The sequence below is a fragment of the Kitasatospora sp. NPDC057223 genome (assembly GCF_042669755.1).
In the GTDB taxonomy this organism is placed as follows: domain Bacteria; phylum Actinomycetota; class Actinomycetes; order Streptomycetales; family Streptomycetaceae; genus Kitasatospora.
This window is the reverse complement of record NZ_JBHUWW010000022.1, coordinates 44,412-62,766: the sequence shown is the minus strand read 5'-3', so window position 1 is coordinate 62,766 and position 18,355 is coordinate 44,412. Positions and strand designations below refer to the sequence as shown.

Sequence of the window (18,355 nt, the reverse complement as noted above, 5' to 3'; positions counted from 1 at the left end):
CCCGTCCCACCACTCGGAACACGATGGCCCAACCGGTACCAAAAGGAGTCCCGCACAAGGCGATTCGGCGAAAAAGGCACCCGGGAACACCCGCGCGAAACCACCCCGGGCCCCACCGCAGGCGCCCCGAGCCGAAGGGCACGCCGGTGCCGAAACGGGGGCACCCCCGGCCGAAGGCTGGGGGAAGGGGCGCCCGATCAAAGCAGTACGGCGCCTGCCCCCCACTTGGTCGGGGAGGGGGCAGGCGCCGTAGGGACCGCGATGGCCCGGCGGCTCTGACGGGTCGGCGGCTGGTGCAGCCCGGCGATGCGGCGCCGGGCGGTCCGGGTCAGACCACCAGGGGGCGGTCCGTCGGGCGGATCGGGGCGGGCAGTGCGGTCTTGCCGCCGAGGAACTTGTCCACCGCGGCGGCCGCGGAGCGGCCTTCGGCGATGGCCCAGACGATCAGCGACTGGCCGCGGCCGGCGTCACCGCAGACGTACACGCCGTCCACGTTGGTGGCGAAGGCGCCGTCCCGGTTGATGTTGCCGCGGGCGTCGAGGTCGACGCCGAGCTGCTCCACCAGGCCGTTGGCGGTGTCGGTGCCGGTGAAGCCCATCGCCAGGGTGACGAGCTGCGCCGGGAGGGCGCGCTCGGTGCCCTCGATCGGCTGGAACCGGCCGTCCTTGAACTCGACCTCGACGAGGTGCAGTTCCTGGACGTTGCCGTCCTCGTCGCCGCTGAAGTGGGTGGTGTTCACGCTGTACACGCGCTCACCGCCCTCCTCGTGCGCGGAGGTCACCTTGTAGACCATCGGCATGGTCGGCCACGGCTGGCCGGTCGGCCGGTCGTCGCCGGGGCGCGGCATGATCTCCAGCTGGGTGACCGAGGCCGCCCCCTGGCGCAGCGCGGTGCCGAGGCAGTCCGCGCCGGTGTCGCCGCCGCCGATGACGATGACGTGCTTGCCCTTGGCGCTGATGGGCGGCTCGACGAAGTCGCCCTCCTGCACCTTGTTGGCGAGCGGCAGGTACTCCATCGCCTGGTGGATGCCCTTGAGCTCGCGGCCGGGGACGGGCAGGTCACGGGCGGTGGTGGCACCGGCGGCGACCACGACGGCGTCGAAGCGCTCGCGCAGCTGCTGCCCGGTGATGTCCTCGCCGACGCTGACGCCGGTACGGAAGCGGGTGCCCTCCGCGCGCATCTGCTCGACGCGGCGGTTGATGTGGCGCTTCTCCATCTTGAACTCGGGGATGCCGTAGCGCAGCAGGCCGCCGATGCGGTCGGCGCGCTCGTACACCACCACCGTGTGCCCGGCCCGGGTGAGCTGCTGGGCGACGGCGAGGCCGGCCGGGCCGGAGCCGACGACGGCGACGGTCTTGCCGGACAGGCGCTCCGGGATCTGCGGCGTGACGTCGCCGTTGTCCCAGGCCTTGTCGATGATGGTGACCTCGACGTTCTTGATGGTCACCGCGTCCTGGTTGATCCCCAGCACGCATGCCGACTCACAGGGAGCGGGGCAGAGGCGGCCGGTGAACTCCGGGAAGTTGTTGGTCGCGTGCAGGCGCTCGATCGCGCCGGACCAGTCGTCCCGGTAGGTCAGGTCGTTCCACTCGGGGATGAGGTTCCCGAGCGGGCAGCCGTTGTGGCAGAACGGGATGCCGCAGTCCATGCAGCGGCCGGCCTGCTTGGTGATGATCGGAAGGAGGCTGCGCTCGACGTAGACCTCGTTCCAGTCACGGATCCGGACGTCGACGGGGCGACGCTCGGCGAGCTGCTTGGGCGTAGTCAGGAAGCCCTTGGGGTCAGCCATTTGCCGCCTCCATCATCTTGCGAGTGGTCTCGGACTCGGAGAGCCCGTCGCGCTCAGCGGCGTCCTTGGCGGCGAGCACAGCCTTGTAGTCGGTCGGCATGATCTTGGAGAAGCGGGAGACCCCGCTCGCCCAGTCCGCCAGGAGCTCGGCGGCCACGGTGGAGCCGGTCTCCTCGTAGTGCTGCTGCACGGTGTCGCGCAGCCATTCGCGGTCGGCGGCGGTCGGGGCCTCGATGCCCACCATGCCGTCGTTCACGTTCGCGGGGCGCAGGTCCAGGACGTACGCGATACCGCCGGACATGCCCGCTGCCAGGTTGCGCCCGGTCTCGCCGAGGACGACGACCCGGCCGCCGGTCATGTACTCCAGGCCGTGGTCGCCCACGCCCTCGACGACCAGGGTGGCACCGGAGTTGCGGACGGCGAAACGCTCGCCGGCCTTGCCGCGCAGGTGGATCCGGCCGCTGGTGGCGCCGTACCCGATGGTGTTGCCCGCGATCACGTGGTTCTGGGCGTCGGCGCCGATGGCGGCCGCGTCCCGAGCCGGGCGGACGATGACCACGCCGCCGGAGAGGCCCTTGCCGACGTAGTCGTTGGCGTCGCCCTCCAGGCGCAGCGTGATGCCGCGCGGGACGAAGGCTCCGAAGGACTGGCCGGCGCTACCGGTGAAGGTGACGTCGATGGTGCCCTCGGGCAGGCCCTCGCCGCGGTACCGCTTGGTCACCTCGTGGCCGAGCATGGTGCCGACGGTGCGGTTGACGTTGCGGATCGGCAGCTGGATGCGCACCGCGTCGCCGCGCTCCAGGGCGTCCTCGGCCAGCGCGATGAGCTGGTTGTCGAGGGCCTTGTCGAGCGAGTGGTCCTGCGTGGTGGTGTTGTGCAGGGCCGCGCCCTCGGGCAGCTCGGGGACGTGCAGCAGCGGGGCCAGGTCGAGGCCGGCGGCCTTCCAGTGGCTGACCGCGTCGGTCGCGTCGATGTGCTCGGCGTGGCCGACGGCCTCCTCGATGGTGCGGAAGCCCAGCTCGGCGAGGATCTCGCGGACCTCCTCCGCGATGAACTCGAAGAAGTTCACCACGAACTCGGGCTTGCCGGAGAAGCGCTCGCGCAGCACCGGGTTCTGGGTGGCGACGCCGACCGGGCAGGTGTCCAGGTGGCAGACGCGCATCATGATGCAGCCGGAGACGACGAGCGGCGCGGTCGCGAAACCGAACTCCTCGGCGCCGAGCAGCGCGGCGATGACGACGTCGCGGCCGGTCTTGAGCTGGCCGTCGGTCTGCACGACGATGCGGTCGCGCAGGCCGTTGAGCAGCAGGGTCTGCTGGGTCTCGGCGAGGCCGAGCTCCCAGGGGCCGCCCGCGTGCTTGAGCGAGGTGAGCGGCGAGGCGCCGGTGCCGCCGTCGTGGCCGGAGACCAGCACGACGTCCGCGTGCGCCTTGGAGACGCCGGCCGCGACCGTGCCCACGCCGACCTCGGAGACCAGCTTCACGTGGATGCGGGCCGCCGGGTTGGCGTTCTTGAGGTCGTGGATCAGCTGAGCCAGGTCCTCGATGGAGTAGATGTCGTGGTGCGGCGGCGGGGAGATCAGGCCGACACCCGGGGTGGAGTGCCGGGTCTTGGCGACCCACGGGTAGACCTTGTGGCCGGGCAGCTGGCCGCCCTCGCCGGGCTTGGCACCCTGCGCCATCTTGATCTGGATGTCGTCCGCGTTGACCAGGTACTCGCTGGTGACGCCGAAGCGGCCGGACGCGACCTGCTTGATCGACGAGCGGCGGGCCGGGTCGTACAGGCGCTCCGGGTCCTCGCCGCCCTCACCGGTGTTGGACTTGCCGCCGAGCTGGTTCATCGCGATGGCGAGCGTCTCGTGCGCCTCCATCGAGATGGAGCCGTACGACATGGCGCCGGTGGAGAAGCGCTTGACGATCTCGGAGATCGGCTCGACCTCGTCGATGGAGATCGGGGTGCGGGCGCCGGCGTCGAGCTTGAACAGGCCGCGGAGCGTCATCAGGCGCTCGGACTGCTCGTTCACGCGCTCGGTGTACTGCTTGAAGATGTCGTACCGGCGGCTGCGGGTGGAGTGCTGCAGGCGGAAGACGGTGTCCGGGTCGAACAGGTGCGGCTCGCCCTCGCGGCGCCACTGGTACTCGCCGCCGATGTCCAGCGCGCGGTGCGCGGCGGTGATGCCGGAGGCGGGGTACGCCTTGGCGTGGCGGGCGGCCACCTCCTTGGCGATCTCCTCCAGGCCGATGCCGCCGAGCTTCGTGGTGGTGCCGGCGAAGTAGGTGTCCACGGTCTGCTGGTCGAGGCCGATGACCTCGAAGACCTGGGCGCCGCGGTAGGACGCGACGGTGGAGATGCCCATCTTCGACATGACCTTCAGGACGCCCTTGCCGAGCGCCTTGATCAGGTTCTTGATGGCCTTCTCGGCCTCGATGCCGGTCAGGAAGGTGCCCTGCGCGACGAGGTCCTCGACGGACTCCATCGCCAGGTACGGGTTGACCGCGCCGGCGCCGTAGCCGACCAGCAGGGCCACGTGGTGGACCTCGCGGACGTCACCGGCCTCCACGATCAGCGACACCTGGGTGCGCTGCTTGGTGCGGATCAGGTGGTGGTGCACGGCGGAGGTGAGCAGCAGCGACGGGATCGGCGCGTGCTCGGCGTCCGAGTGGCGGTCGGAGAGGACGACGATGCGGGCACCGTCGGCGATCGCCGCGTCGGCCTCGGCCGCGATAGCCTGCAGGCGGGCGGCGAGGGCCTCGCCACCGCCGGAGACCTTGTAGAGGCCGGAGAGCGTGACGGCCTTCAGGCCGGACTGGTCACCGTCGGCGTTGATGTGGACGAGCTTGGCCAGCTCGTCGTTGTCGATCACCGGGAAGGTGATGCCGACCGAGCGGCAGGCGGCCGCCTCGGCGGCCAGCAGGTTGCCCTCGGGGCCGAGGTTGCTCAGCAGCGAGGTGACGAGCTCCTCGCGGATGGCGTCCAGCGGCGGGTTGGTGACCTGGGCGAACAGCTGGATGAAGTAGTCGAACAGCAGGCGCGGCTTCTCGGAGAGGGCCGCGATCGGGCTGTCGGTGCCCATCGAGCCGAGCGCCTCGCCGCCGGTCTTCGCCATCGGGGCGATGATGACGCGCAGCTCCTCCTCGGTGTAACCGAAGGTCTGCTGGCGGCGGGTGACCGAGGCGTGGGTGTGCGCGATGTGCTCGCGCTCGGGGAGCTGGGCGAGCTGGATCTGGCCGGCGGCGATCCACTCCTCGTACGGGTGCTCCGAGGCGAGGGCGGACTTGATCTCCTCGTCCTCGACGATGCGGTGCTCCGCGGTGTCGATGAGGAACATCTTGCCGGGCTGCAGACGGCCCTTCTTGACCACCTTCTCCTGCTCCAGGTCGAGCACGCCGACCTCGGAGGAGAGGACGACGAGGCCGTCCTCGGTGATCCAGTAGCGGGCGGGGCGCAGGCCGTTGCGGTCGAGGACCGCGCCGATCTGGGTGCCGTCGGTGAAGGTGACGCAGGCCGGGCCGTCCCAGGGCTCCATCAGGTTGGAGTGGTACTGGTAGAACGCGCGGCGGGCCGGGTCCATGGTGGCGTGGTTCTCCCACGCCTCCGGGATCATCATCAGCACCGAGTGCGGCAGCGAGCGGCCGCCGAGGTGGAGCAGCTCCAGGACCTCGTCGAAGGACGCGGAGTCGGAGTGGTCCGGCGTACAGATCGGGAAGATCCGCTCCAGGCCCTGGCCGTTCTTGTTGGCCGGGATCAGGTCGGTGGCGAGCTGGGACTCGCGCGCGGTCATCCAGTTCCGGTTGCCCTTGACCGTGTTGATCTCGCCGTTGTGCGCGACGAAGCGGTACGGGTGGGCGAGCGGCCAGCTCGGGAACGTGTTGGTGGAGAAGCGCGAGTGGATCAGGCCGATGGCGGAGGCGTAGAGCCGGTCCGACAGGTCGGGGAAGAAGGGCTCCAGCTGGCCGGTGGTCAGCATGCCCTTGTAGACGATGGTGCGGGCGGAGAGCGACGGGAAGTACACGCCGGCCTCGCGCTCGGAGCGCTTGCGCACGACGAAGGCCAGGCGGTCCAGCTCGATGCTGGTAAGGTCACCCTTACCTGCGGCGGCGGCCAGGAAGAGCTGGCGGAAGCGCGGCATGACCGAGCGGGCGGTGGCACCGAGCAGGTCCGGGGTGACCGGGACGTCACGCCAGCCGAGGACGGTCAGGTCCTCGTCCGCGGCGATGGCCTCGACCTGGGCGACCGCGGCGGCGTCGGCGGCGTCCTCGTCCGGGAGGAAGGCGATGCCGACCGCGTACGAGCCGGCGGCGGGGAGCTCGAAGGAGACCTTGGAGCGCAGGAACGCGTCGGGGACCTGGGTCAGGATGCCCGCGCCGTCGCCGGAGTCCGGCTCGGCACCGGTGGCACCGCGGTGCTCCAGGTTGCGCAGGACGGTGAGCGCCTGCTCGACGATCTTGTGGTCGGCGATGCCCGTCAGCGTCGCGACGAAGCCCACGCCACAGGCGTCGTGCTCGTTGCGAGGGTCGTACAGGCCCTGAGCAGCAGGTCGCGCATCCGGAACGAGCGCGTACGGCGAGCGCGATGCGCCGGCCTTGGGCTCGTTGTCGGAGTGCATGGATGCAGACAGCATCGGCTCTCCCGTCGTCGTCTTGGTATTGGGGGCCCGCCCGGTGGAGGTTGGGGGGCTCTGTGCAATAGGGACGACGTTGGCCCTCTGCGATTTCGTGCAGGTTACATGATGCCCGACATCCCGGGAAGTGGACGGCAGCGTCCACATGGCGGACGCAATTCCCAGGTCAGGGCCTATTACTGAGCAGTAATACCGGCCGGGGGAGACGAACTCGCATCCACACGCTCCCACCAGTGTGCCCGCACGCCGCGCAAATGAAACAGAGGCGAAATGCTCCCGAACCAAGATCGCCCGGAGACTGCCTGCGATTCGTCACGCGGGGCCGGGCCGAAGATTGGATTCCTCGGGCCCGCGGGCCCCGCAACGATAGTAGGACAACCGAGCACCCGAGTCTTATGTGCGGAACGTCACGCACCCCGGGGCATAACCATGCATCAGCTGTCGCTTCGCACCATCCCCCGCCGGCGGGCCGCCGACGGGGGCCGGCCCAGGACCGCGTCAGCCGACGGCGCCGCCGATCAGCGTCCCGAGCAGGTACGTCACCGCGGCAGCCGCGCCGCCCAGCACCAGCTGGCGCACCCCGCTGAACCACCAGCTGCGGGCCGTCACCCGCGCCACCACCGCGCCGCAGGCGAACAGCCCGGCCAGCGACAGCAGCAGTGCCGGCACCAGCGAGGTGGCGCCGAGCAGGTACGGCAGCAGCGGCAGCAGCGCGCCGACCGCGAAGCAGACGAACGAGGAGGCGGCCGCCACGACCGGCGACGGAAGGTCGTTCGGGTCGATGCCCAGCTCCTCCCGGGCGTGGATCTCCAGTGTCTGGTCGGGGTCGGTGGACAGCTGCCGGGCGACCTCGTGCGCGAGGTCCGGGTCCACCCCGCGCGAGACGTACAACTGGGCCAGTTCGGCCAGCTCGCCGTGCGGGTTGCGGCTGAGCTCCAAGCGCTCCGCCTCGATCTCGGCCTGCACCAGCTCGCGCTGCGAGGCGACCGAGGTGTACTCCCCCGCCGCCATCGAGCAGGCACCGGCCGCCAGCCCGGCGAGTCCGGTCAGCACCACCGTGCCGCTGGCGACCGAGCCCCCGACCACTCCGGTCATCAGGGCGAAGTTGGAGACCAGTCCGTCCATCGCGCCGAACACCGCCGGGCGCAGCCAGCCGCCGTTGACGTCGCGGTGGTGCCCCTCGTCGGGGATGTGCACCTTGGGCTGCGGTTCGTCGGTGATCGGTGCGGCTGTCGTCGTGGTCACGGTCTCGTCCTCCCTCAGCGGCTGCCCCCGCCTGTGCCCGGGCACGGCTGTGCGCCGTGAGCCGGGCTGCCCCGCGGGGGCTCTCACACTGGTGAACGTAGTCCGATGATCAGGTACTTTCCAGCAAAGTAAGGCTGTCCGAACAGCGCTGCGGCCGCCCGCCACCTGGTCGGTGGGGGCGGCCGCAGCCTCGGAAGATCGCAGGTCAGGTCAGCTTCTTGGGTTCCGCCCCGGCCGCACGGGCCGCGTCGGCGGGGGTGGCGTCGGCCTCGTCGGCGGAGGTGTCGGCGGGGTCTTCGGCGGGGTCCGCGCCGGCTTCGTCCGAGGCGTGGGACGCGGCCTCGGCCTCGCGCTGCTCACGGGCCGCCGGGTCGATGGAGTCCGGGTCCTCCCGGCCGGGGCGCTTCTTCCCGACGATCACCAGGTAGGCGACGGCGCCGAGGAAGACCACGATCGCGACCCAGTCGTTGAGGCGCAGGCCGAAGAACCGGTGGGCCTCGTCGATCCGCATCGCCTCGATCCAGAACCGGCCCACCGTGTACGCGGCGACGTACAGCGCGAAGGCCCGGCCGTGGCCGAGGGTGAAGCGGCGGTCGGCCCAGATGACCAGCAGGGCGACGCCGACGCACCAGAGCGACTCGTACAGGAACGTCGGGTGGTAGACCCCCTGGATCACCTCGCCGTCCGGCAGGGTCTTGTCGATCTTCAGGCCCCAGGGGAGGGTCGTCGCCTTGCCGTAGAGCTCCTGGTTGAACCAGTTGCCCCAGCGGCCGCAGGCCTGGGCGAGGGCGATGCCCGGCGCGAGGGCGTCCGCCCAGGGCGGCAGCGGCACGCCCCGGCGGCGGGCGCCGATCCAGGCGCCGACCGCGCCGAGGGCGATCGCGCCCCAGATGCCGAGGCCGCCCTCCCAGATCTTGAAGGCGTTCCAGGGGTTCTTGCCGTCCCCGAAGTACAGCTGGTTGTCGGTGATCACGTGGTACAGGCGACCGCCGACCAGGCCGAACGGGACGGCCCAGACGGCGATGTCACCCACCGTGTTCTTGGCACCGCCCCGGGCGACCCAGCGCTTGCTGCCGAGCCAGACGGCTACGACGACACCGATGATGATGCAGAAGGCGTAGGCGCGCAGCGGAATGGGCCCCAGTTGCAGGACGCCCCGCGACGGGCTCGGAATGTAAGCGATATCCATGGCAGGGTCGACGCTACCGTGTCCGCGGGCCGGTTCGGCCATCCCGGCAGGTCACAGATCGCACTCGGCTCCCACGGGCCCCGTCCGGGTCAGCCGTTGGGGCCGGGGGACGGGTTGTTCGACTCGGAGGCGGTACTGGTCGGCGCGGCGCTCTGGCCGTTGGTGCCGGGGGTGCCCAGCGGCTTGCCCTGGTTGGCCGCGTCGACCCACTTCACCAGGTTCTCCGGGGTGATCTCCTCGGTGCCGTTCTTCGGGTAGACCGGCTGGCCGTTGAGCAGCACGGTCGGCGTGGACTTGAAGCTGGACTTGTCGAAGTCCTGCTGCACCGCCGAGACCCAGCCGCTGAACTTGTTGTCGTTCACGCAGGCCTGGAAGGTGGGCGTGTCCAGGCCGGGGACCTGCTTGGACAGCGCGATCAGGGTGTCCTTGTTGCCGAAGGCGTCGTTCGTCTCGTCCGGCTGGTTGCGGTAGAGCACGTCGTGGAAGTCGCGGAAGTGCCCGGCGTCCTGCGCGCAGCCCAGCGCGTTGGCGCCGTAGCGGGAGCCCTTGCCCGCGACCGCCCGGTCGATGAACGACACGATGTGGTAGTTGAGGAACAGCTTGCCCTGGTCCTCCAGCTGGTCGATGGTGGGGCCGAACTCCCGCTCGAAGGTGCCGCAGGCGGGGCAGCGCGGGTCCTCGTACACGGTCAGCGTGGAGGGGGCGTTCGCCGAGCCGACCGGGATCACCAGGTTCTTGTCACCGATGGTGCCGGCCGGGGCGGCCACCGGGGTGTCCGGCTTGGAGCGGTTGTTCTGCACCACGACACCGACCACCGCCGCGACGACGATCACCGCGAGGACCGAACCGCCGACGATCAGTTTCTTGTTCCGCCTGGCCTTCGCCTCCTCGGCCGCCCGCTCCTCCAGCATCCGCTCGCGGGCGCTGCGCTTGCCATCTCGGTTCTTCTCGCTCATGTGACAGGACATCCAGGGTCGGGGCCGGGCCGGGGCCGGCGAGGACGGGGTGGGGGTGGGAGGGGCGGGCCGTTGCGAGCCGGGCGGCTCAGGCGGCCAGCCAGGCGTCGGCGGACAGCTTGGTCCGGGGTCTGAACACCAGCCAGCCGGCCAGGACGAGGAAGCCGGTGTCGCGCAGGATCTCCTGGAGGTACTCGGTCTGGGAGGCGTCGACCGCGCCGCCGCCGCCGAAGCAGCCGCAGTCGATCGAGATGCCGCGGGCCCAGGCCGAGCTGATGCCGGCGATGAAGGCGAGCAGCAGCACCGCGGAGACGACGGCGACGATCCGCACGCCGAGCCCGATCACCAGCAGCACGGCGAGCGCCAGCTCCAGGAACGGCAGCGCGTAGCCGACCGGCTTCACCAGCGACTCGGGGAGGATCTCGTACGCGCGGACGGCCTGTGCGGCGGCCGCCGGGTCGGAGACCTTGGCGAGGCCGGCCCAGCCCCAGACCACGGCCAGGCCGAGCCTGGCGGCCGTGCCGATCCACTCCCCCGCCGGGCCGTCGACCACCCGCCGCAGCGCGGAGCCGCCACCGGGCCGGGCCGCGGCGTGCGGGCGCGGCTCGGTGCCCTGCTGACCGGACATCGGGAACCCCCCTCGGAAAACGGCGTACATCCGTGGTGCGACCCACGTTTCCTGATGAACCGTAGGGGATCGGGGGTGGTTCCTCCACATTCGCCGGATTAAGCCGAACGAGTGATGTTTTGTCAGTTTCGACCCCGCGCCCGTTACCGACCGGGAGCCCCGCACCCGGTCGGCCGGACGGCGCCGCCGAGCCCCGGCCGCCGCTCCGCGCCCGAGCGGGTGGCCCGCTCCACCGCGCTCAGCCGGGCCGCCTCGGCGCACACCGAGGCCTCCCGCTCGGCACGCTCCGCACCCCTTCTGGCCAGCGCGTGTCCGACCGAGCCGTGCAGCCCCAGCGCCACACCGAGGGCCAGTGCGGCCGCCGCGGCGCGGAGCAGGACGGCTCGTTGGAGGCACGGCACCGGCAAACCCCTTCGATCGCTGCGGACGGCTGGGACGGCTGGGACGGCTGAGCAGTGCACGAACGACGAAGACCGGACGCCACCCGTCGACACGTCCCTCCACTCAACGCCGGTCAACCGCTGCTGATGCGCGGGGCCCTGACTCTTCACCCGGACGGGTGCACGGCAACGGCCCGCCGCCCCCGGTGCGGGGGCGACGGGCCGTCAGGGCGCTTCCGGTGCTGCGGATCTACCTGCGGCGCACGCCGGCCGCGAGTTCGCCGGCCAGGGCGCGGACGGACGCCAGCGCGGCCTCCTCGTCCCCGGCGGCGTCCAGGATCCGCTGGACGAAGGCGGAGCCGACGATCACGCCGTCCGCGAAGCCCGCGACCTGGGCCGCCTGGTCGGCGGTCGAGACGCCGAGGCCGACGCAGACCGGCAGGTCGGTGGTGGCCCGGGTACGGGCGACCAGGTCCTCGGCGAGGTTGCCGACCTGGGCCCGGGTGCCGGTCACGCCCATCACGGCGGCGGCGTACACGAAGCCGGTGCCGGCGGCCGTGACCTCGGCCAGCCGCGGGTCCTTGCTGCTCGGGGCGACCACGAAGACGGTGTCCAGGCCGTGCTCCCCGGCGGCCTTGCGCCACTCCTCGGACTCCTCGACCGGCAGGTCGGGCAGGATGCAGCCCGCTCCCCCGGCCGCCGCCAGGTCGGCGGCGAACCGGGCGACGCCGTAGCGGTCGACCGGGTTCCAGTACGTCATGACCAGCACCGGTGCGTCGGTGGCCGCGGCCACCTCCTGCACGGTGCGCAGCACGTCCTTGATCCGGACGCCGCCGCGCAGCGCGATGTCGTCCGCGGTCTGGATGGTCGGGCCGTCGAGCACCGGGTCGGAGTGCGGCAGGCCGACCTCGACGATGTCGCAGCCGCCCTCGATCAGCGCGCGGACGGCCTTGATGCCGCCCTCGATGCTGGGGAAGCCGGCCGGCAGGTAGCCGATCAGGGCCGCGCGGCCCTCGGCCTTGGCGGCGGCCAGGGTCTCGCTGAGCTTCGAAGCCATGGTCACTTACCGCCCTTGTCGTCGTAGAGGCCGAAGTACTGGGCGGCCGTGTGCATGTCCTTGTCGCCGCGGCCGGAGAGGCTGACCAGGATGGTCGCGTCCGGGCCGAGTTCGCGGCCGAGCACCAGGGCGCCGGCCAGTGCGTGGGCGCTCTCGATGGCCGGGATGATGCCCTCGGTGCGCGACAGCAGGCGCAGCGCCTGCATCGCCTCGTCGTCGGTGACCGGGCGGTACTCGGCGCGGCCGGTGTCCTTGAGCCAGGCGTGCTCGGGGCCGATGCCGGGGTAGTCCAGGCCGGCCGAGATGGAGTGGCTCTCGATGGTCTGGCCGTCCTCGTCCTGCAGGACGTAGCTGCGGGCGCCGTGCAGCACGCCGGGCTCGCCCTTGGTGAGGGTGGCCGCGTGGCGCGGGGTGTCGACGCCCTCGCCGGCCGCCTCGCAGCCGATCAGGCGGACGCCGGCGTCCGGGATGAACTCGTGGAAGATGCCCATGGCGTTGGAGCCGCCGCCGACGCAGGCGACGACCGCGTCCGGCAGCTTGCCGGTGCGCTCGATCACCTGCTCGCGGGCCTCGATGCCGATCACCCGGTGGAAGTCGCGGACCATCATCGGGAACGGGTGCGGGCCGGCCACCGTGCCGAACAGGTAGTGCGTGCTGTCGACGTTGGCGACCCAGTCGCGGAACGCCTCGTTGATGGCGTCCTTGAGGGTGCGGCTGCCGGACTTCACGGCGACGACCTCGGCGCCGAGCATCCGCATCCGGGCGACGTTGAGCGCCTGGCGCTCGGTGTCGACCTCGCCCATGTAGATGGTGCAGTCGAAGCCGAACAGCGCGCAGGCGGTGGCGGTGGCCACGCCGTGCTGGCCGGCGCCGGTCTCGGCGATGATCCGGGTCTTGCCCATCCGGCGGGTCAGCAGCGCCTGCCCGAGCACGTTGTTGATCTTGTGCGAGCCGGTGTGGTTGAGGTCCTCGCGCTTGAGCAGGATGCGCGCGCCGCCCGCCTCGGCGGAGAAGCGGTGGACGTCGGTGAGCGGGCTGGGCCGGCCGGTGTAGTCCTTCAGCAGGGCGTCCAGCTCGGCGGCGAAGGCCGGATCGGCCTTGGCCTTCTCGTACTCCTCGGCGACCTGCTCGACGGCGGCGACCAGCGCCTCCGGGATGAAGCGGCCGCCGTACGCGCCGAAGTAGCCCCGTGCGTCGGGGACCTGGGCGCCTGGCAGGTAGTCCTTCTCGGACATGGTGGAAGTCCTTCTCGGTGATGACTGCAGTGACGTGGCAGGGCTGTGCTCAGCCGTACGTCCTGCGCCATCGGCTGCCCTGCACCTGCCCGGGCTCGCAGCCGATCACGTACCGCACCCGGCGCCCCAGCACCCGGCGTGCGGGCGCGCGGCAGCCGCGCGGGCGGCAGCCGTTCCGGAGGGCGCCGCCGAGCCGCAGCGGAGGGTGGGGGTCGCGGCCGAGGAACGAGGTCGCGGCACCCGGCCTCCGCGGAGCCGGGGCAGTGCCCGGCCCCGGAGCGGGGCGGGTGACGATGGACATGTCCGCGGTCAGCCCCGGCCGTTGTTGCGCAGCGCCGGGTGGGCGCCGGCGGCGACCAGGTCGGCGACGGCCGCCTTCGGGTCCTTGCCGGTCACCAGGGACTCGCCGACCAGCACCGCGTCGGCGCCGAGGTTGGCGTACGCGATCAGGTCGTGCGGGCCGCGGACGCCGGACTCGGCCACCTTGACGATGTGCGCCGGGATGCTGTCCACGACGTTGCCGAAGGTGTTGCGGTCCACTTCGAGGGTCTTGAGGTTGCGGGCGTTGACGCCGATGATCCGGGCGCCGGCGTCGACCGCGCGGGCGATCTCCTCCTCGTCGTGCACCTCGACGAGCGGGGTGAGCCCGATCGACTCGGCGCGCTCGATCAGCGACACCAGGGCCGGCTGGTCGAGGGCGGCGACGATCAGCAGGGCCAGGTCGGCGCCGTGGGCGCGGGCCTCCCAGAGCTGGTACGCGGTGACGATGAAGTCCTTGCGCAGGATCGGGGTGTCGACCGCGGCCCGGACACTGTCGAGGTCGGCGAGCGAACCGCCGAAGCGGCGCTGCTCGGTCAGCACGCTGATCGCGGCGGCGCCGCCGGCGGAGTAGTCGAGCGCCAGGGCGGCCGGGTCGGCGATCGCGGCCAGTGCACCCTTGGAGGGGCTGGAGCGCTTGACCTCGCAGATCACCCGCACGCCGTCGCCGCGCAGGGCGGCCACGCCGTCCTTGGCGGCGGGAGCCTTGGCGGCGAGCTCCTTGAGCTGGTCCAGGGAGACCTGGGCCTGCCGCTCCGCGAGGTCCTCGCGGACTCCGTCGATGATCTCGTCGAGCACACTCACTCGGGCGCCCCCATCATTCTGCTAGTTCTGCGAGCCAGGGGTTCGGGGTGACCCGGGGGTCGTCCCGGCCTGGCAGTCCAGTCGGCCGACGGCTGCGATTCGCACAGATCGGTGAGGATTCTGTGGTCATGCGCCCTCGTCGGCTCTTCGATGGTATCGGCAAGGGGGGGCGCGGGGCGCATCCACCCGGCGCGCGTCTCGCGGAGCGGACCGCCCCGGGCCCCCGCCCGCGGCCTGCTCAGGCCCTCGACGAGCGGCTTTCGGACGCCTGCCGGACGCCGTCCAGGTCACGTACCAGGTGGTTTGCCGAGCCGGCCGCTCAGACCGCCGGGGGTGCCAGGCCGACCCCGATCGGCAGGTTCCGCAGGGCCATGAAGAGCACCAGCAGCACGCCGAGCAGCACCGCCCGGCGGCCGCCGACCACGACCACGGGCGCGCGGCCGCCGCTCACCGCGGCCCACAGCCAGCGGAGCCAGAGCACCGCCACGACCGCGGCCAGCCCGACCACCAGCACGTTGTCGTGCAGTGCGGTGAAGAGGTCGCCGTGGCTGAGCGCGTGCACACTGCGCAGGCCGCCGCAGCCCGGGCACCACCAGCCGGTGGCCTGGAGCAGCGGGCAGGTCGGGTAGTGACCGGGCGTGTTCGGGTCCACCGAGGCCACGTAGAGGGTCGGCACGGCGAGGGCCGCGAGGGCGGCCAGCGGACGGCCGAGGCGGCGCAGTACGGACGGCTGCGGCGCGGGGGCGGCGGGAGCGGCGTTCACCCGGACGATTCTGCCCCGCCCGGGTACCGGACGGGGCAGAACGGGGACGGCGGGCGTGGCGCGCCCGCCGTCCGGCAGTCCCTCGGTCGGCGCGGGGCCCGTGGCCCGGGCGCCTCAGCGCCTCAGTGGGCGGCGGCGACGGCGACGGCCGGCTGCTCGACGGCGGGGGCGCCCTCGTAGTGCGGGCTGGGCTGGCGGCCCATGCCGGCGATCGACATCGCCTTGCCGACGACGCCGGCGAGCAGGACGACGACGAGGCCGCCCCACACCAGGAGCACGTTCGGGATGATCATCGCGACGCCGCTGATCGTGAAGCCGATGAAGGCGATGGTCACGCCGGTCCAGGCGGCGGGGGTGTGGCCGTGTGCTGCTGCCGACATCTGATGCTGCTCCTTGGTCTCCGGGGTCCGGCGGGGCTGCGTGGCTCTCGGCAGTCCTGCGGGCTCCTGGCGGGTTGTCGCTGTCCATTGTGCCGGGCCTTCACGGCCCGGCCCAAAGGGGGGCCGCTGTCTATCGCCTCACAGTGCGGGCGGTCGGCCCGCGGCGGGGGGCCGCGTCAGCCGACGGTCGGGTCCTCACCGCGGTCGAGGGCCTTCCACAGGTCGGCGGGGGCGTCCGAGGGCCTGGCGGGTGCCTTGCGGGTCGGGGCGTCGTACCGGGTGCCCATGCCCGGCCAGCTCCGCCCGTACCGGACGGTCAGCAGGCCGGCCACCGCGATCAGCAGCCCGCCGAGCAGGGCGAGCCAGGGCCAGACGGAGTGGCCGACGTGTTCGGCCCGCGCGCCGGCCAGCGCCAGCTTGCGGGCGGCCTCGGCGTGCAGGGCGGTGGTGCCGTCGGCGTTCAGGGCGGCGCCGGCGGCCACGCCGAAGCCGGCGAGCGTCAGCAGGAGGCCCACCGCGACCCGCCCCGCGCCGCGGACCGCGAAGACCGCGACGGCGGCGGCCAGCGCGGCCAGCGCGAGGCCGGTCGGCAGGCCGGAGACGGTGCTGCCGGTGACGGAGACGTCCAGCGCGCCGCCGGTGACGCCGGCCACCGTGCCGGTCGCCCAGACCCGGCTCACCGCGGTCAGCACCAGGACGGCGCCGAGCGCGGTCAGCAGCAGCATCAGCCCGAGCGTGCGGCGGCCCGCCCCCTTCGACGGTGCGGCGGGGGCGGCCGGGGCCGCCTGTTCGGTCCGGGGTGCGGGAAGAGCGCTCACCGCTCCAGTGTCCCCCGGGCGCGGGCGGGCCCGGCGCCCGGGGTCACCGGGGGGCGCCCTCCACCGGGAAGCCGCCGGTCTCGATCACCATCGTGCGGTCCTGCAGCGGCAGGTACAGCTCGTTGCCGAACGGCACCCGCTCGGCGTCCCGGTAGGCGCCGGTGCGCTGCGGGCCGCTGTGCACGGTGCAGAGCGCCTCGGCCGGGTCGACGACCACGTACAGCGGGATGCCGCACTCCGCGTACAGCCGGAGCTTGCGGACGAAGTCCTCGTCCTGCTCGGGTCTGGCGGTCACGTCGAGCACCGCCTCCAGGTCGTGCCACTCGTAGCGGCCCCGGCCGTTGAGCTCGGCGCCGGGGGCGACGACGGCGAGGTCCGGGGCGTAGCCGTAGCGGGTGGACGGGAAGTCCACCTTGCTGTCCGAGAGCAGCCGGCCGTGACCGGCCAGCTGGTCCTCGATCTGCGGTGCGGCGGCGAGCACGGTCTGCCGCCGGGCCTGCCGCCGGGGCGTCATGATGATCTTCCCGGCGGTGATCTCGACCCGGTAGCCACGCGGCAGCGTGGCGCCCTCCAGGACGTCCCAGGCGCTCTCGGTCGTCATCGCGGTCATGCCGGCTGCTCTCCCTGCTGCGGCCCCCGGCCCCTCAGCTCACGATACCGGCGCCCGCAGCGTGTTGGCGGTGGCCACGGCGCGCAGCACGGCGGCGGCCTTGTTGCGGCACTCGGTGTCCTCGCTGTACGGGTCGGAGTCGGCGACCACGCCCGCGCCGGCCTGGACGTACGCGGTGCCGTCGCGCAGCACCGCGGTGCGGATCGCGATGGCGGTGTCGGAGTCCCCGGCGAAGTCCAGGTAGCCGACGCAGCCGCCGTACAGGCCGCGGCGGGTGGGCTCCAGCTCCTCGATGATCCGCATCGCGCGCGGCTTCGGCGCCCCCGACAGGGTGCCCGCCGGGAAGCAGGCGGTGAGCACGTCGAAGGCGGTGCGGCCGGCCGCGACGGTGCCGGTCACCGTGGAGACGATGTGCATCACGTGGCTGTAGCGCTCGACGGACATGAAGTCGACGACCTCCACGCTGCCCGGCTCGCAGACCCGGCCGAGGTCGTTGCGGCCGAGGTCGACGAGCATCAGGTGCTCGGCCCGCTCCTTGGGGTCGGCGAGCAGCTCGGCGGCGAGGTCGGCGTCCTCGTGCGGGGTGGCGCCGCGGTGCCGGGTGCCGGCGATCGGGTGCACCATCGCCCGGCCCTCGGTGACCTTGACCAGCGCCTCCGGGCTGGAGCCGACCACGTCGAAGCCGCCCTCGGCCGTGCCGTCCGGGCCGGGGAAGCGGAACAGGTACATGTACGGGCTGGGGTTGGTGGTGCGCAGCACGCGGTAGACGTCCAGGGCGGAGGCCGGGCAGGGCGCCTCGAAGCGCTGCGAGGGGACGACCTGGAAGGCCTCGCCGGCCCGGATCCGCTCCTTGATCTCCTCGACGGCGGCCCGGTAGGGCGCGCCGCCGAACGGCGAGACGGCCTCGGCGGCGGTGGGCGTGAAGGTCGCCAGGCCCGGGTCGACCGGCCGGCGCAGGTCGGACTCCATCGCGTCGAGGCGGGCGAGCGCGTCCGCGTACGCCTCGTCGACGCCGGTGGCCAGGTCGTTGTGGTTGACGGCGTTGGCGATCAGCAGCACGGTGCCGTCGGAGTGGTCGAGCACCGCGAGGTCGGTGGCGAGCAGCATCGTCAGCTCGGGCAGCTTGAGGTCGTCCGGCGTGAGGTCGGGCAGCTTCTCCAGGCGGCGCACGACGTCGTAGCCGAGGTAGCCGACCAGGCCGCCGGTGAGCGGGGGCAGGCCGTCCGCGTGGCGCGGGGTGTGCAGCGCCTCGACGGCGGCGCGCAGCACCTGGAGCGGGTCGCCGCTGGTGGGGATGCCGACCGGCACGTCGCCGTGCCAGCGGGCGTCGCCCTCCGGGCTCGCGGTCAGGGTGGCGGCGCTGCGCACGCCGACGAAGGAGTAGCGGGACCAGCTGCCCTGCTCCGCCGACTCCAGCAGGAAGGTGCCGGGGCGCTCGTCCGCGAGGCTGCGGTAGAGGCCGATGGGGGTGAGGCCGTCCGCGAGGAGCCGGCGGGTGACCGGGATGACCCGCGTGTCGACGGCGAGTTTGCGGAAGGCATCGAGGTCCATGGGCGGCGGCA

At 72.5% G+C, this 18,355-nt stretch carries 16 protein-coding genes; all 16 read right to left on the bottom strand.

Features of this window, described 5'->3' with window-relative positions; genetic code table 11:
* Window positions 1-328: 328 nt before the first annotated feature.
* The gene (locus tag ACFUK0_RS11620) at window positions 329-1,789 is read right to left on the bottom strand and encodes a glutamate synthase subunit beta (RefSeq protein WP_380248725.1); all 1,461 of its coding nucleotides are present in this window, start codon (window positions 1,787-1,789) and stop codon (window positions 329-331) included.
* Window positions 1,782-6,395, bottom strand: a complete 4,614-nt coding sequence (gene gltB, locus ACFUK0_RS11615) for a glutamate synthase large subunit (RefSeq protein ID WP_380248759.1) — start codon at window positions 6,393-6,395, stop codon at window positions 1,782-1,784. Before gltB ends, ACFUK0_RS11620 begins: the two co-directional genes overlap by 8 nt.
* Before the next feature lie 513 nt (window positions 6,396-6,908).
* Window positions 6,909-7,655 (bottom strand): VIT1/CCC1 transporter family protein, encoded by a 747-nt coding sequence (locus ACFUK0_RS11610; RefSeq protein ID WP_380248723.1) that lies wholly within the window; start codon window positions 7,653-7,655, stop codon window positions 6,909-6,911.
* 205 nt (window positions 7,656-7,860) lie between these two features.
* The gene (lgt, locus tag ACFUK0_RS11605) at window positions 7,861-8,844 is read right to left on the bottom strand and encodes a prolipoprotein diacylglyceryl transferase (RefSeq protein WP_380248721.1); all 984 of its coding nucleotides are present in this window, start codon (window positions 8,842-8,844) and stop codon (window positions 7,861-7,863) included.
* Between the two features lie 89 nt (window positions 8,845-8,933).
* Entirely contained in the window at window positions 8,934-9,800 is an 867-nt protein-coding gene (locus ACFUK0_RS11600) for a DsbA family protein (RefSeq protein ID WP_380248719.1), read from the bottom strand.
* Between the two features lie 88 nt (window positions 9,801-9,888).
* On the bottom strand, window positions 9,889-10,428 hold the full coding sequence (locus tag ACFUK0_RS11595; RefSeq protein WP_380248717.1) for a MauE/DoxX family redox-associated membrane protein: 540 nt from the start codon (window positions 10,426-10,428) through the stop codon (window positions 9,889-9,891).
* Window positions 10,429-10,571: 143 nt separating this feature from the next.
* Entirely contained in the window at window positions 10,572-10,829 is a 258-nt protein-coding gene (locus ACFUK0_RS11590) for a hypothetical protein (protein ID WP_380248715.1), read from the bottom strand.
* A gap of 229 nt (window positions 10,830-11,058) precedes the next feature.
* The gene (gene trpA, locus ACFUK0_RS11585; protein ID WP_380248713.1) at window positions 11,059-11,865 is read right to left on the bottom strand and encodes a tryptophan synthase subunit alpha; all 807 of its coding nucleotides are present in this window, start codon (window positions 11,863-11,865) and stop codon (window positions 11,059-11,061) included.
* Window positions 11,866-11,867: 2 nt separating this feature from the next.
* Window positions 11,868-13,100 (bottom strand): tryptophan synthase subunit beta, encoded by a 1,233-nt coding sequence (gene trpB, locus ACFUK0_RS11580; protein ID WP_380248711.1) that lies wholly within the window; start codon window positions 13,098-13,100, stop codon window positions 11,868-11,870.
* Between the two features lie 49 nt (window positions 13,101-13,149).
* Window positions 13,150-13,401 carry a tryptophan biosynthesis modulator TrpM gene (gene trpM / locus ACFUK0_RS11575; RefSeq protein WP_380248710.1) on the bottom strand — a complete coding sequence of 84 codons (252 nt, stop codon included), beginning with the start codon at window positions 13,399-13,401 and terminating at the stop codon, window positions 13,150-13,152.
* Window positions 13,402-13,409: 8 nt separating this feature from the next.
* Window positions 13,410-14,222, bottom strand: a complete 813-nt coding sequence (trpC, locus tag ACFUK0_RS11570; RefSeq protein WP_380248709.1) for an indole-3-glycerol phosphate synthase TrpC — start codon at window positions 14,220-14,222, stop codon at window positions 13,410-13,412.
* A gap of 319 nt (window positions 14,223-14,541) precedes the next feature.
* Window positions 14,542-14,985, bottom strand: a complete 444-nt coding sequence (locus tag ACFUK0_RS11565; protein ID WP_380248707.1) for a DUF2752 domain-containing protein — start codon at window positions 14,983-14,985, stop codon at window positions 14,542-14,544.
* Window positions 14,986-15,107: 122 nt separating this feature from the next.
* Complete coding sequence (locus ACFUK0_RS11560) at window positions 15,108-15,365, bottom strand: HGxxPAAW family protein (RefSeq protein ID WP_380248705.1); 258 nt, start codon at window positions 15,363-15,365, stop codon at window positions 15,108-15,110.
* Between the two features lie 176 nt (window positions 15,366-15,541).
* The gene (locus tag ACFUK0_RS11555; protein WP_380248703.1) at window positions 15,542-16,183 is read right to left on the bottom strand and encodes a TIGR02234 family membrane protein; all 642 of its coding nucleotides are present in this window, start codon (window positions 16,181-16,183) and stop codon (window positions 15,542-15,544) included.
* A 43-nt stretch (window positions 16,184-16,226) separates the two neighbouring features.
* Entirely contained in the window at window positions 16,227-16,793 is a 567-nt protein-coding gene (locus ACFUK0_RS11550) for a Uma2 family endonuclease (RefSeq protein WP_380248701.1), read from the bottom strand.
* A gap of 39 nt (window positions 16,794-16,832) precedes the next feature.
* The gene (locus tag ACFUK0_RS11545) at window positions 16,833-18,344 is read right to left on the bottom strand and encodes an anthranilate synthase component I (protein ID WP_380248699.1); all 1,512 of its coding nucleotides are present in this window, start codon (window positions 18,342-18,344) and stop codon (window positions 16,833-16,835) included.
* Window positions 18,345-18,355: the final 11 nt, after the last annotated feature.

Excerpts from the sequence above, each read along its gene's own strand:
- ACFUK0_RS11550 (WP_380248701.1), bottom strand. The coding sequence starts at position 16,793 with ATGACCGCGATGACGACCGAGAGCGCCTGGGACGTCCTGGAGGGCGCC.
- ACFUK0_RS11620 (WP_380248725.1), bottom strand. The coding sequence starts at position 1,789 with ATGGCTGACCCCAAGGGCTTCCTGACTACGCCCAAGCAGCTCGCCGAG.
- gltB (WP_380248759.1), bottom strand. The coding sequence starts at position 6,395 with ATGCACTCCGACAACGAGCCCAAGGCCGGCGCATCGCGCTCGCCGTAC.
- trpB (WP_380248711.1), bottom strand. The coding sequence starts at position 13,100 with ATGTCCGAGAAGGACTACCTGCCAGGCGCCCAGGTCCCCGACGCACGG.
- trpM (WP_380248710.1), bottom strand. The coding sequence starts at position 13,401 with ATGTCCATCGTCACCCGCCCCGCTCCGGGGCCGGGCACTGCCCCGGCT.
- ACFUK0_RS11545 (WP_380248699.1), bottom strand. The coding sequence starts at position 18,344 with ATGGACCTCGATGCCTTCCGCAAACTCGCCGTCGACACGCGGGTCATC.
- trpA (WP_380248713.1), bottom strand. The coding sequence starts at position 11,865 with ATGGCTTCGAAGCTCAGCGAGACCCTGGCCGCCGCCAAGGCCGAGGGC.
- lgt (WP_380248721.1), bottom strand. The coding sequence starts at position 8,844 with ATGGATATCGCTTACATTCCGAGCCCGTCGCGGGGCGTCCTGCAACTG.
- ACFUK0_RS11595 (WP_380248717.1), bottom strand. The coding sequence starts at position 10,428 with ATGTCCGGTCAGCAGGGCACCGAGCCGCGCCCGCACGCCGCGGCCCGG.
- ACFUK0_RS11600 (WP_380248719.1), bottom strand. The coding sequence starts at position 9,800 with ATGAGCGAGAAGAACCGAGATGGCAAGCGCAGCGCCCGCGAGCGGATG.
- ACFUK0_RS11560 (WP_380248705.1), bottom strand. The coding sequence starts at position 15,365 with ATGTCGGCAGCAGCACACGGCCACACCCCCGCCGCCTGGACCGGCGTG.